This is a genomic window from uncultured Maricaulis sp. (genome assembly GCF_963975345.1).
Classification (GTDB): domain Bacteria; phylum Pseudomonadota; class Alphaproteobacteria; order Caulobacterales; family Maricaulaceae; genus Maricaulis.
The window spans coordinates 347075-360623 of record NZ_CAXBGE010000001.1 but is presented as its reverse complement, the minus strand read 5'-3'; the positions used below and the strand labels follow the sequence as shown (position 1 = coordinate 360623).

The window sequence follows — 13549 nt, the reverse complement described above, 5'->3', positions numbered from 1 at the left end:
GACAAGGCGGATAATTGCATCATCATCTGCTCCATCGAGAATATCGACCCGATGGGCGTCCACACCGGCGATTCGATCACCGTCGCCCCGGCGATGACCCTGACCGACAAGGAATACCAGATCATGCGCTCGGCCTCGATTGCCGTGCTGCGCGAGATCGGCGTCGAGACAGGCGGATCCAATGTCCAGTTCGCGGTCAATCCGGCCGATGGGCGCATGGTGGTCATCGAGATGAACCCGCGGGTCTCGCGCTCCTCGGCGCTGGCGTCGAAAGCGACCGGTTTCCCGATTGCCAAGGTCGCCGCCAAATTGGCCGTCGGCTATACGCTCGACGAAATCGACAACGACATCACCAAGGGAGCCATGCCCGCCAGCTTCGAGCCGACGATCGATTATGTCGTCGTCAAGATCCCGCGCTTCGCCTTCGAAAAATACCCTGGCGCCGAAGCGACGCTCTCGACGTCGATGAAGTCGGTCGGCGAAGTGATGGCGATCGGCCGCTCCTTCCAGGAGAGCATGCAAAAGGCGTTGCGCTCGCTGGAGACCGGCCTGTCCGGCTTCGATGACATGAGCTTGCCCGGCGTCGATGAGGCCGCCGATGAGACGGCGCGCAAACAGGCCGTCCGCGCGGCGCTGGCAATCCCGAGCCCCGACCGGCTGCTCGTCATCGCCCAGGCCTTCCGCGAAGGTCTCTCGCTTGAGGAAGTGCGTTCCGCTTCGCTGTACGAGCCCTGGTTCTTGCGCCAGATCGAAGAAATCGTACTGGTCGAGGGCGATATCTCGACGCTCGGCCTGCCGACCGACGCCGCCGCTTTCCGCGCCCTCAAGGCGATGGGCTTTTCCGATGCGCGGCTGGCGCAATTGACCAAGCAGGACGAAACCACGGTGCGCCGCGCCCGCCGGGCCCTGGGCGTGCGGCCGGTCTTCAAGCGCGTTGATACCTGCGCCGCCGAATTCGCCTCGCCGACGCCCTATATGTATTCCTGCTACGAAACGCCGGCCTATGATGGCAGCGTCGAGTGCGAATCCGAGCCGACCGGCCGCAAGAAAGCGATCATCCTCGGCGGCGGTCCCAACCGGATCGGCCAGGGCATCGAATTCGATTATTGCTGCTGTCACGCCGCCTTTGCCTTCGCCGAGATGGACATTGAATCCATCATGGTGAACTGCAATCCCGAAACCGTCTCGACCGATTACGACACCGCCGACCGGCTGTATTTCGAGCCGCTGACGATTGAAGACACGCTCGAACTGATAGAGACCGAGCGCTCGAACGGCACACTGCTTGGCGTCGTCGTCCAGTATGGCGGCCAGACCCCACTCAAGCTCGCCGCAGAATTGGAAGCGGAAGGCGTGCCGATCCTCGGCACCGCGCCGGACGCGATCGATCTGGCCGAGGACCGCAAGCGCTTCAAGGACCTGCTCAATCAGCTCGGCCTGCGCCAGCCACCCAATGTGATCGTCCATTCCGAAGACGAGGCGCGCGCTGCAGCCGAGAAGCTCGGCTTTCCGTTGGTGCTGCGCCCCTCCTATGTGCTGGGCGGACGGGCCATGGAGATTATCCGTGAAACCGACAGCCTGGAACGCTATCTGCGCGATGCGGTCAATGTCTCGGGCAAGACGCCTTTGCTGCTCGACCGCTATCTGACCGATGCCGACGAGATCGATGTCGACGCGATCTGCGACGGCGAGACCGTCTGGGTCGCCGGTGTGATGCAGCATATCGAAGAGGCTGGCGTACATTCCGGCGATTCGGCCTGCTCGCTGCCGCCCTATTCGCTATCGGCTGAGATGATCGCCGAACTGAAACGCGAAACCGTGGCCATGGCGATGGCGATCGGCGTCAAGGGACTGATGAACGTCCAGTTCGCAGTCAAGGATGGCGAAATCTTCGTGCTCGAAGTCAATCCGCGCGCTTCGCGCACCGTGCCCTTCGTGTCCAAGGCCATCGGCCAGCCGGTTGCCAAACTGGCGGCCAAGGTGATGGCCGGTGCCTGTCTGGCCGATTTCAAACTGAAAGATCCAGCCCCGAAACATGTCTCGGTCAAGGAAGCCGTCATGCCGTTTGCACGCTTCCCCGGCGTCGATCCAGTGCTCGGGCCGGAAATGCGCTCGACCGGCGAAGTGATGGGGATAGACATGACGTTCGAGGCAGCCTTTGCCAAGGCCGAACTCGGTGCCGGCATTCACCTGCCGCGCAGGGGCGGCGTCTTCATCTCGCTACGCGAGGGTGACAAGGCGGCGATGGTCGAACCGGCGCGGGTTTTGGCGATGCTCGGCTTCACCATTCTGGCGACCGGCGGCACGGCCAAGACCTTCAGCGATGCCGGCGTCCCGGTCACGCGAGTCAACAAAGTCTTCGAAGGCCGGCCCCACATTGTCGATTTGATGAAGAATGGCGAAGTTCAGCTCATTTTCAACACCACCGAAGGCCGCCAATCGCATCTCGACAGCTATTCGATCCGCCGCACAGCGTTGGAGATGAAAATCCCTTGTTATACAACCGCTTCAGCGGCGAGAGCGGCGATCATGTCACTGCGCCGGATCGATGACGGAGCCTTGGAACCGCGCGCCCTGCAAACCTATGCTTGATGGCGTGCAGCTCTGACGCTAGCCTGTTTTGATTTCCCGTAGTTAAGTGGTCGTATGAAACAGATCCCGATGACCGTCGCAGGGCAAAAAGCCCTCGACGACGAACTAAGACGTCTCAAGAGTGAAGAACGCCCGGCGGTGATCGCGGCGATCTCAGAGGCACGTGAGCATGGCGATCTCTCCGAGAACGCGGAATATCATGCGGCCAAAGAGCGCCAAGGCTATATCGAAGGCCGCGTGCAGGAGCTTGAGGACAAGCTCGCGCGCGCGCAGGTCATCGATGTCACCAAGATGAGCGGCAGCAGCGTCAAATTTGGCGCCACCGTCACGGTGCTCGACGAGGACACCGAGGAGCAGGCGACCTATCAGATCGTCGGCGAGGACGAAGCTGACGTGCATGGCGGCAAGATCTCGATCTCCTCGCCCATCGCGCGCTCGATGATCAACAAGGAAGTCGGCGATGTCGCCGAGGTCAACGCTCCGGGCGGACTGAAATCCTATGAGATCATGAAAGTCGACTGGGGCTGAGCCCGTCGACCCATCAATAATCAGTAACGGCCGGAGCGATGCTCCGGCCGTTTTCCATTGTCAGGCAAGACCTTTAGCGCAGCCCTGCAATGCGGTCGCCCGGGTCGATTGGCACACCGTCCTGGCGTAATTCGAGATGAACATGCGGGCCGGTCGCATTGCCGCTGGTGCCGATATGCCCGATTTGATCGTCGCGGCGCAGCTGGTCACCGACCTGAACCTCGGCGTCGGAGAGATGCGCATAGAGCGTGACCCAGCCATCGCCGTGATCGACCGCGACCAGCAGACCCCACAGCGTCGAGCCGTGATAGCCCCAACCGGAGAACACGACCTCACCTGCCCCGACGGCGTGCACGGGCGTGCCATAGGGCGCTGCGAGATCGATGCCGGCGTGGTGGGCGATGCGTCCCCCGCTCCGCTGACGGGCTTCGCCAAACGCGCTGTAGACAACCGCATTCGCGACCGGCGCGGTGAAACGCATCGAAACCGGCAGGGTCGAAGCGCAAGCAAGCAGCAAGAGCGAAAGCAGCACCGCCAGCACGAAGCTGCTCGCCAAGACCCGGCCCGTTCGCACCCGGATACGCGGGTCGCCGGGGCCGGGCAGGACTTCAGAATAGGTCAATATGAGCTGTCGCGACAAAGTCATCCCGGCGAGTCTGACAGGTCTTTGTGACCAGAAGGTGCTGGCCGGTCACACCGGCAAAAGGAAACGGCCGGAGCATCGCTCCGGCCGCCCTCATCCCCTATCTCTTGAAGACGACGGTCAGTTCAGTCCGGTCAGATAATCCGCCGGATCGACACGTTGCCCATCATGGTGCACTTCGACATGCACATGCGGTCCCGTCGCGACGCCTGTGCTGCCAACCGTACCGATGATCTGACCGGCGCTCACGGTCCCACCGCGCTGCACATCAATTTCGTCGAGATGGGCATAGAGCGTTGACCAACCATTGCCATGATCAATCTCCACCGTATTGCCCCAGCGATCCGAGCCATTATAGCCCATCGCGGCATGGGTCACCCTACCAGCGCCGGCTGCCGTCAGGGCAGTGCCTACCGGTGCGGCGATATCGATGCCGCCATGAAATGGGGGCGAACCAACCGGCCGTTCTGGACGCGGGCCATAGGCGCTGGTGATACGACCTTGCAGGATTGAACCGGACAGATTCGGAGCGACAGTGGACTGCGACGCGACCGCGAGTGCTGCAACCGCAGCCGGTGCTGGCGATGAGCCTTGCACGCCTGCGACCGCCCGAGGGGCCTTGGCCGCGATTCGGGCCTCAATGGCAGAGACGTCAGCCTGCGGGTCTATCGCCGCCATCACGTCATTGCCGACAGCCTGGTCAAGTTGCTGAGCCGCAGCCTGTGGCGCGATCATGTCGACCGGCGCGCTGACGACGCGCCGGGGCGTTACCGCCGTTTGCGCGAAGGCCACTGGAACAGCGAGGAGCAAGAGTGCGCCCGCAGTGAGAAGGGAGTGGCTGACGGTCTGGCCGCCTGAAAGTATGGCTTTAATACGCATTTCCCGATGTCTCCTGTCATGGGGTCCGAAGGCGGAGACCGGCTGGGCCGTCGTCCGCATGGTTTCAATCAGCGTCGCCGCATAGGCTCTGCGTTGGGTGTGGCCGAGCGCCGCAATGGCGTGGCGGTCACAGGCGATTTCCCGAGCCGCATCAAGTTCCCGCTCGATCTGGCGTAGGGGCCAGTTGAACCAGAACAGGATGGTGAGTGCCGAGCCGACCAAACGGTCACGCTCATCGCCGCGGTGCAAATGGCAGAGCTCGTGCACCAGGGCATGGCGAGCCAGCTCCGGTGAGTGCAACAGACTCTCCGGGGCAATAATCAGGCCGCGCCAACCGGTCAGAAAGGGCGTGGCCGCACGGGAACAAAAGCGCAGTTCCGGAGCCGGAAGACCCAGTTTCTCAGCCTCGCGATCCAGCAAAATGCGTTCATGGCGGGCCGCAATCCGGCTGTCACGCAACAGGCGGCGACGCTGGCCATGGCGCCGAAAGGCGAGCGCGAGCGCGGCGATCAGGCCGAGCGCGTAGATCGCCACCAGCATCCATTCCAGCGATGGCAGCACGAGAGCGGACGGAGCCGCTATCGCAGCGTCAACGCCTGGGTTGGCGGTCAACAGCAAGGCAGCGGGTTCGTCGATGAAGTCGAGCGCGGGCATGCCGGGCACCGTTTGGGGGATGGCGTAGAGCGCCGGTGCGATCAGCAGGGGCAGAACCGCGACCAGGCGCGCACTTCGCCACAGACCGGGCTGGGCGGGGCGCATGCGGGACTGCAAAGCAAGACCCGCCAGCCAGGCGAGGCCGGCCGCCGTCACTGAAAGCGCGGCGCCGAGCAGGAGGGCGGTGAGCAGACCGGTCATTGGGCGTCCTCCCCATCTTCCTGCCTGATTTCGGGCGTCTCCGCTTCGAGCAGGCGAGTCAACGCTGCCGCTTCGTCCTCGGAAAACAGCCGGCTATTGACGAAAGCGGTGGCCGGCAGCGGTCCGTCGAGATCGAGCACATTGGCCGCGAAATCACGGATCATCTGCCCCATCAACGCCACCTTGCCGACCTTGGCCGCGAACACCGAGAGGCCATGGACTTCGGAGCGTCCCACCAGGCCCTTGTCGGTCATGCGCGAAATCATCGTGCGGGTGGTCGAATAGGACCAGCCAGTTTCGCGTTCGATTCCGTTTTGAACCTCACGCGCACTCTGAGGGCCGGCTGCCCACAAATGCTTCAAAATCGCCAGTTCGGCCGGAGATGGCGCGGATAGTTTCATTCATGGCTCCCGTCACAGATACGCTACACTTGTAACCCATGTGACATCTGTAGCGCGCACCTGTCAAGGGGTTTGTCACGCTTGACCGCGACGAGGCCGCACCCTTTAACTCGCATCATGTCGCAAACGCAGGCCCCGCCCTCTTCCCCGCCCTTGTCGGCGACCAGCAGTTCGCCGGTGTGTTGGGTCGTCTCTGACGGCCGGCGCGGGATTGAAAACCAGGCGCTTGGCTTGGCCGACGCCGTCGCAGCGCAGCTCGCTCACCGCGACATCACCCTGCAGATCGGCACAGCCATCGCGCACAAGGACGGATCGGTCGCCCTGCCCGATTGCGGCCCGCCAGATTTGTGGATTGGCTGCGGCCGCGCGGCGATCAAACTGGCCGCCAGGCACCGCAATATCTCGCCGCGCTGTTTCTTCGCCTATGTGCAGGATCCGCGAACCCGCCACGGCGATTTCGATCTGATCCTCGCTCCGGCGCATGACCGGCTGGTGCGACCGAATGCGATCTCGATGATCGGCTCGCCCAACCGGATCTCCACCGCCGCACTGGCCGCCGGGCGTGCTGCCTTCGCGCCGCAGATCGACGCCCTGCCTGGCCCGCGTGCGGCGATCCTGATTGGTGGCGATTCCAAACGCTTCCGGCTGACGCCCCGGATCGCCGACTATCTCGTCGGTCGGATGGAGGATTTGCTGGCGCAGAATGTCAGCCTGATGATCACCCTGTCGCGGCGCACACCCAAAGCCCTGACCGAGCGCCTGACCAAGACGTTCGGCGGACGTGACCGCGTCTGGCTGTTTGATGGCGAGGGCGAGAATCCGTATTTCGCCTTCCTCGCTGCGGCCGACTGGATTTTCGTCACCGAGGAATCGACCAATATGCTGGTCGAGGCCAGCGCGACCGGCAAGCCGGTCTATGCGCTGCCAATGGATGGTTCTGCCGGGAAATTCACCCGTCTGCACGCGGCGCTGGAAGGCGTCGGCGCGCTGCGGCCCTGGCTTGGCAGACTTGAAACATGGTCCTACCCACCCTTGGCAGAGACCGCACGCGCCGCCAGCCTCCTCATCGAGCGCTGGCACCCCAATGCACCACCGCCCAAAGGAGAGACAGCATGACCCGTCTTCTCATATCCTTCCTCTCATTGTTCGGAGTCGCCATGTCGGAACCTGTTTCAGATTCAATTGTCAGCCGTGACGGCAATGTCTGGTTTGCCAGCCAGCCGAGCGAAGCCGATCTCGACGCCTGGGCTGCCGCCGGCGCCAAGCTGGTGATCAATTCGCGCACGCCGGAGGAGACCGCCAACTTGCGCTTCGACATGCGCACAGCCGTTGAGAGCCGCGGCATGCGCTATGCCGAATTGCCGATCGGCGGCGCATATGGAGCCAATCCGGCCTTGACGCCGCAATTGACGCAATTGCTGCAATCGGCCGACGGGCCCGTGGTGATGCATTGCCGGTCCGGAACTCGTTCAGCCCATCTCTATGCCGCCTATCTGATGACCCAGGACCCGTCCAACACCCACCCTTTCGACACGATGGGTTGGCCCGGTGGCCGCGATATGGGCATGGTCCACGCCCTGACACCCGACCCAACCGACTGATCGAACTGCCAAACGGGGCGGCAATAGCGGCAAGACGACCTATATAAGTGCCGACCCCTGAAGTGGCGGCTGCGCCCGCTCCCGAAATATTGAGGAATTCCCATGTCCGAGACGCGCCATTCGCGCCTGATCATCATCGGTTCCGGCGCCGCCGGCTATACCGCCGCCATCTATGCCGCCCGCGCCATGCTTGAGCCGGTGCTGATCGCCGGCCTGCAGCCTGGTGGCCAGCTGACCATCACCACCGATGTCGAGAATTATCCCGGCTTCGCTGACGTGATCCAGGGCCCCTGGCTGATGGAGCAGATGCGGGACCAGGCCGAAAAAATGGGCACGGAGATGATCTCCGACATCATCGTCGAAGCCGATCTGGGCTCCCGCCCCTTCGTGCTTAAGGGCGATGGCGGCACCGTCTACACCGCCGACGCTGTCATCATCGCCACCGGCGCCCAGGCCAAATGGCTCGGGCTGGAGAGCGAAGCGAAATTCCAGGGCTTCGGCGTTTCGGCCTGCGCGACCTGTGACGGCTTTTTCTATCGCGGCAAGGAAATCGTCGTGGTTGGCGGCGGCAATACCGCCGTCGAGGAAGCGCTTTTCCTGACCAATTTCGCGTCCAAGGTCACCCTCGTGCATCGCCGCGACAGTCTGCGCGCCGAAAAAATCATGCAGGACCGCCTGTTCAAACACCCCAAGATCGAAATGGTCTGGGACAGCGAGGTCGTCGAAGTGCTCGGCGAGATGGACCCTCCGGGCGTCACCGGTGTGCGCATCCGCAATCTCAAGACCGATGCCGTCAGCGATATTCCGGCGCACGGCTTCTTCGTCGCGATTGGCCATGCACCGGCGACCGAGCTCTTCCTCGAGCAAATGGAAACCAAGCATGGTGGCTATCTCGTCACCGAGCCGGGCACGCCGAAAACCTCGATCCCGGGCGTGTTCGCGGCTGGTGATGTCACCGACGACATCTATCGTCAGGCTGTCACCGCTGCCGGCATGGGCTGCATGGCGGCCCTGGAAGCCGAGCGCTATCTGGCCAGCCAGGAATAGAGCGCCGAACGGCGCACCCCCGGCTGACCGCTCGCCGAAGTGGTGATGACGACGCTGTAGTTGAGTGCTTGACCGAACCGATTAATTCGTCGATCATCGAAATGACGGAGCGACGGGGATTTATGCCCCGGCATTCCCGCTTTCGGCCGCCGCGTGATTGTGCGATTCTGGCCAATAATTATCGGCATGCCCGTCAGGACAGGGCCCGTATCGAGGACGCGTTATGTATCGAATTCTTATCACTGGCCTCGTTGCCATATTGCTGACCCCGGCGGCGAGCTTCGGAGCCGACGCGCACTCACCGTCAGCCCTCCAGCAATTTTCGTCCTTCAATGACAATTCCCGTCGGCATATTGATTATTCAGTCTGGTCGGACCTGTTGCACGATTTCGTCCTCAATGTTCCGATCATGGACCGCAAGCCCGAGCGTCAACGCACGCAATTGACCGGCAGCCGGGCCCTGACATCCAATGAGTCCCGCTACCGGTTCGAAGCCAATCGTGTTGCCTACAATACGATGTCCGACGAATACCGGCAGGCGATCACCGAGTATCGCGAAGATCTTGAAGCCCTGCCCTCGCAGATCGATCTGGCCAGTCTGAGCCGCACTGAACAATTGGCCTATTGGCTCAATCTGCACAATGTCGCGATCATCGAACAGATCATGCTCGAATACCCGGTCACACGGATCAATTCGATGCATGCGCATGGCAGCCGCGAGAATGTGTTCGACGCGAAGATCCTGACCGTCAACGGCGTGCCGCTCAGCCTGAACGATATCCGCCTGCGCATTGTCTACGCCCAGTGGGATGATCCACGGGTCATTTACGGCTTTTTCAACGGCGCGATTGGCGGCCCGGAATTGCCGCGCGACGCTTATGACGCGACCCGGATCTGGGGCCAGCTCGACCGCAATGCGACCGAGTTCGTCAACTCGCTGCGTGGCGTCGAGGTCGCCCGCACTGAATTGCGCGTCTCGCACATCTATCGTGAGGCCGAGCGTTTCTTCCCGAATTTTGACACCGATTTGCGCGCACATCTCAACCGTTATGCGAACGCTGAGACCCAGGAACAGGTCAATAATATTCGGCCGGTCAGAACCTCGGTGGAGGATTGGCACATTGCTGATCTGATCAATGGCTCAACACGCTGCACCGGCACGGGCGGCCCGGCACTAATGTATTCCACCACGGTCGAAGGCGCTCCGCGTTCCGACGCCATCAACGCGCCGCTCAGCTGCACCACCCTGCCAAGCAATGGCGTGATCTTGATGACCGCGGTCCAGGAGCGGCGGATCGAATTGATGCGCGAAGGCCGCTATGGCGAAGTCCGCACGATCGATATCCCAACCGACCAGAATGGTAATCGCATCCACCTGCGCCCGGCCGGAGAACCGACGCCGGCCTCCGATTCCGTCTCCGAAACCTCCGGGGAGTAGGCAAGGCTATCGCCCGGCCCGCTCCTGCCTGTAGAGTGCAGCGATAAGGGGATGCCGGGAGGGCGCCACGCATGGACTGGGACAAGCTCAAAACATTTCATGCTGCCGCCCAAGCGGGGTCTCTGACCAAGGCGGCCGAGATGCTCGGCCTGTCACAATCGGCGGTCAGCCGCCAGATCGCAGCGCTGGAGGAGGATCTCGGCGCCGCGCTCTTCCATCGTCATGCGCGCGGCCTGATCCGCACCGAGCCCGGCAATCTCCTGTTTGAGGCGGCCAAGGACATCGCCGCCAAAGCCGCGATCGCCGAAGCGCGCGTCCAGGACGCCCGCGACGAGCCGTGCGGCGAGCTGAAAGTCACCGCACCAATGGCGCTCGGAGCCATGTGGCTGGCGCCGCGTCTGGGTGAATTCCACGACCAGTTTCCGCAAATCCGGATCCGCCTGATGCTCGACGATCACGAGCTCGACTTGGCCGGCCTCGAAGCTGAGGTCGGCATCCGCCCCTGGCCCTCGACCCAGAATGACCTGGTGCAGCGCAAATTGCTCAACGTCAGCCAGCACCTCTATGCCAGCCCCGACTATCTCCAGAGGCACCAGGCGCCAGCCTCAATCGCCGATCTGGACGATCACTCGATCATCCATTACGGGCCGCCACAGCTGGCACCTATCCCGGGGCTGGACTGGGCCGCCAAGATTGGCCGGGCGGTGGGACAGGCGCCGCGCCCGGCAGTCATCGAGGTCAATACGCTTCACGGGGTAATGAAATCGATCGAAGCCGGCCTCGGGATTGGTGCCTTGCCCGACTATGTCGCCCGCGAAAATCCTTCGCTTCAATGCGTCCTGCCCGATCTGCACGGGCCGGATTTCGTGGTCTATTTCGTCTATCCCAGCGAATTGCGCGGTTCACGGCGCATTATCGCCTTCCGCGACTTCCTGCTTGAACAGGCCCGCCGCTGGGAAAGTTGACCGAGATGGCCCCGGTTCAAATGCATGGCTAAATTGTGGCGTCGTCCCATTTTTGCATGAGAACTATGCCGGATCGTCTCTGGTGCTGCAGCGCAGCATGGCGCATATAACTCCCACAGACGCGGTGATTACACCGCCTCCCTCCCTGCAAAGGGATTCGCATACCCCTCCTCCCCGTGAGGTATGCAAATTGCGCCGGGCCCTCCCCTCCCCCCCTGGGTCCGGCGCCCTCATTTCGGGCCTCTTTAGGCCCCCGACACGAAACTGCCCCGGCCAACAGGCTGGGGCATCTTTGTATCCGGAGCATTTTCAGGAAAAGTGGGAACCGGTTTTCCGGTTCGAAAATGCGACCTCTCAAGACTCAGCATTTACAGGAAAAGTGGGAACCGGTTTTCCGGTTCGAAAATGCGACCACTCAAGACTCAGCATTTTCAGGAAAAGTGGGGACCGGTTTTGTGGTTCGAGAATGCGGCACCCAACGAAATAGAGCCGCTCCATCGCGTGCGATGAAACGGCTCTCGTCAGGAAACTGGCGGGCGGATGGATCAGCCCAGGGTCGAGCGTAGCATCCAGGCGTATTTCTCGTGCGCCGTCAGACGCGGGCTGAGGACATCCGAAGTGGCGTCATCGCCGTTCGTGGCGGCCAGTGCCAGTGCCTTGCGGATGGTCGCGACAACCGCCTCATGCCCGCGCAGCAAATCAGCAATCATCACATCGGCCTTCTGGGCCTTGCCTTCCGAAGACACCGTGCCGGCGGCGGCCATCGCCGAATAGGACGCCGGCGCCTTGAAATCGAGCGCGCGGACGCGTTCAGCGATCAGGTCCGTGGCGAGCCAGAGCTCATTATATTGCTGTTCGAACAGCAAATGCAGATCGTGGAAGCGCGGTCCAGTGACGTTCCAGTGGTAGACATGCGTCTTGAAATAGAGCGCATAAGTATCCGCCAGAACCGCGGTGACGGCGGCGGCCATGGCCGTACGTTGCTCGTCAGAAAGGCCCATATTGATGCTCATAATGCTTCTCCTCTAGTCGCGTGCGGCGGGGGCCGCTGTGTCTGGAAACAATATGCTTGAACGGGACGCATAAAGCCAATCAGGAAACATTGTCAGAGCGATAGATTTTTCTTATTTCGCGACCAGCGAGTCACAGAAACGCTGGATCCGGATCCCGGCCTCCTTGAGCAGATCGTCCGAGGTCGCGTAGGAAATTCTGAACCCCGGCTCGAGCCCGAAGGCGACGCCCGGCACGACCGCCACCGCCTCGGCATCAAGCAAGGCCGAGCAGAAATCATTGTCATTATGGATCACGGTGCCATCCGGCGCCGTCTTGCCGATCACACCGGCGCAGTCAGCGAAGACATAGAAAGCCCCCTCCGGCGTTGGCGCGACCAGGCCCTTGGAGTGATTGACCCAGTCGAGCACCAGATCACGCCGGCGCAGGAAGGCGGCATTGCGCGCCTTGAGAAAGCTGTGGTCGCCATTGAGCGCCGCCACTGATGCCCACTGGCTGATCGAGCACGGGTTCGAGGTGGTCTGGGAGATCACCTTGCGCATGCCATTGATCAGCTCGACGGGTCCCGCCGCGTAACCAATCCGCCACCCGGTCATCGAATAGGCCTTGGAGACACCATTCATCGTCAGGGTCCGGTCCAGCAGACGCGGCTCGACCTCCGCGATGGTGGCGAATTTGAAATCGCCATAGATAATGTGCTCATACATGTCGTCGGTCATGATCCAGACCTGTGGATGCTTGAGCAGCACCTCCGCGAGTGCGCGCAGATCTTCGGCGCTATAGCCCATCCCGGTCGGGTTGGAGGGTGAATTGAGGATCAGCCAGCGCGTGTTGGATGTGATCGCCGCTTCCAGCTCGTCCGGGGTGATCTTGTAGCCATTGCCGATATCGGTCTTGACGCACACAGCTTCGCCGCCGAGCAGGCGCACCACTTCCGGATAGGTCACCCAATAGGGCGCCGGAATAATGACTTCATCGCCCGGATTGAGCGTCGCGGCGAGCGCATTGAAGATCACCGGCTTGCCGCCCGGCGCGACATGGATTTGGGCCGCCGTGTATTCGAGCGAATTGTCGCGGCGGAATTTCTTGACGATGGCGTCCTTCAATTCCGGAATGCCATCGACCGCCGTATAGCGGGTCTCATTACGCTGGATCGCCTCGATTCCCGCCTGCTTGATATGGTCGGGCGTGTCGAAATCCGGCTCGCCGGCACCGAGCGAAATGACGTCTATCCCCTTCGCCTTGAGGTCGCGCGCCTTCTGGGTCACGGCGAGGGTCGCAGACGGTTTCACGCGCTGCAGCGCGTCGGAGGGCGTAAAGGTCATCGGGAATGTCCTGAATCGAAGGATTGGCGTTGCGCAAACCTAGTCCCCGCATTCGCCCGCGCCAATCCCCGCAGCAGAGGGAAATGCGCAAAGCCCGGCTTTTGCCGCAAAAACTTGCGGAATTTTGCTGCGCCGCAACACCCGGTAGCACGCCCAGACATCGCCCCATTTTTTCCCGCAATGGCCGCAAACCCGCCCCGGGACGCGCAAATTCGCGGCCCAGCCTGATCATGGACAGGGAGATCGGCCGCCTGCTTCGAACAC

At 62.1% G+C, this 13549-nt stretch carries 12 protein-coding genes; 7 read left to right on the top strand and 5 right to left on the bottom strand.

All coding sequences use genetic code 11. The features are described from left to right. Positions 1-2592 (top strand): carbamoyl-phosphate synthase large subunit (carB, locus tag AAC029_RS01660; protein ID WP_339743269.1); only part of this gene is annotated, 2592 nt, incomplete at its 5' end. 54 nt (positions 2593-2646) lie between these two features. Beyond that, complete coding sequence (gene greA / locus AAC029_RS01655; protein ID WP_339743267.1) at positions 2647-3120, top strand: transcription elongation factor GreA; 474 nt, start codon at positions 2647-2649, stop codon at positions 3118-3120. Between the two features lie 73 nt (positions 3121-3193). Here the strand turns inward: greA and AAC029_RS01650 are convergent, their stop codons facing one another. The 3 genes from AAC029_RS01650 to AAC029_RS01640 form a co-directional block, all read right to left on the bottom strand. Next, complete coding sequence (locus AAC029_RS01650) at positions 3194-3766, bottom strand: M23 family metallopeptidase (protein WP_339743265.1); 573 nt, start codon at positions 3764-3766, stop codon at positions 3194-3196. Between the two features lie 117 nt (positions 3767-3883). Further along, complete coding sequence (locus tag AAC029_RS01645; RefSeq protein ID WP_339743262.1) at positions 3884-5497, bottom strand: M23/M56 family metallopeptidase; 1614 nt, start codon at positions 5495-5497, stop codon at positions 3884-3886. Further along, on the bottom strand, positions 5494-5898 hold the full coding sequence (locus AAC029_RS01640; RefSeq protein WP_339743260.1) for a BlaI/MecI/CopY family transcriptional regulator: 405 nt from the start codon (positions 5896-5898) through the stop codon (positions 5494-5496). Before AAC029_RS01640 ends, AAC029_RS01645 begins: the two co-directional genes overlap by 4 nt. A gap of 177 nt (positions 5899-6075) precedes the next feature. On the opposite strand from AAC029_RS01640, the gene AAC029_RS01635 reads away from it, so the two are divergent. The 5 genes from AAC029_RS01635 to AAC029_RS01615 all read left to right on the top strand — a co-directional run bounded on the left by AAC029_RS01635 (position 6076) and on the right by AAC029_RS01615 (position 10949). Beyond that, complete coding sequence (locus AAC029_RS01635) at positions 6076-7014, top strand: mitochondrial fission ELM1 family protein (RefSeq protein ID WP_339743258.1); 939 nt, start codon at positions 6076-6078, stop codon at positions 7012-7014. After that, a complete protein-coding gene (locus AAC029_RS01630; protein WP_339743256.1) occupies positions 7011-7499 on the top strand; it encodes a sulfur transferase domain-containing protein in 489 nt (162 codons plus the stop codon). The genes AAC029_RS01635 and AAC029_RS01630 overlap by 4 nt, the downstream gene beginning before the upstream one ends. A gap of 102 nt (positions 7500-7601) precedes the next feature. After that, the gene (gene trxB, locus AAC029_RS01625) at positions 7602-8546 is read left to right on the top strand and encodes a thioredoxin-disulfide reductase (protein ID WP_339743254.1); all 945 of its coding nucleotides are present in this window, start codon (positions 7602-7604) and stop codon (positions 8544-8546) included. Positions 8547-8769: 223 nt separating this feature from the next. Further along, positions 8770-9984 carry a DUF547 domain-containing protein gene (locus tag AAC029_RS01620; RefSeq protein ID WP_339743252.1) on the top strand — a complete coding sequence of 405 codons (1215 nt, stop codon included), beginning with the start codon at positions 8770-8772 and terminating at the stop codon, positions 9982-9984. 71 nt (positions 9985-10055) lie between these two features. Next, a complete protein-coding gene (locus tag AAC029_RS01615) occupies positions 10056-10949 on the top strand; it encodes a LysR family transcriptional regulator (RefSeq protein ID WP_339743250.1) in 894 nt (297 codons plus the stop codon). A 545-nt stretch (positions 10950-11494) separates the two neighbouring features. Here the strand turns inward: AAC029_RS01615 and AAC029_RS01610 are convergent. Both AAC029_RS01610 and AAC029_RS01605 read right to left on the bottom strand, forming a co-directional pair. Next, positions 11495-11962 (bottom strand): DNA starvation/stationary phase protection protein, encoded by a 468-nt coding sequence (locus tag AAC029_RS01610; protein ID WP_339743248.1) that lies wholly within the window; start codon positions 11960-11962, stop codon positions 11495-11497. Positions 11963-12073: 111 nt separating this feature from the next. Further along, the gene (locus AAC029_RS01605) at positions 12074-13285 is read right to left on the bottom strand and encodes a pyridoxal phosphate-dependent aminotransferase (protein WP_339743246.1); all 1212 of its coding nucleotides are present in this window, start codon (positions 13283-13285) and stop codon (positions 12074-12076) included. Positions 13286-13549 lie beyond the last annotated feature (264 nt).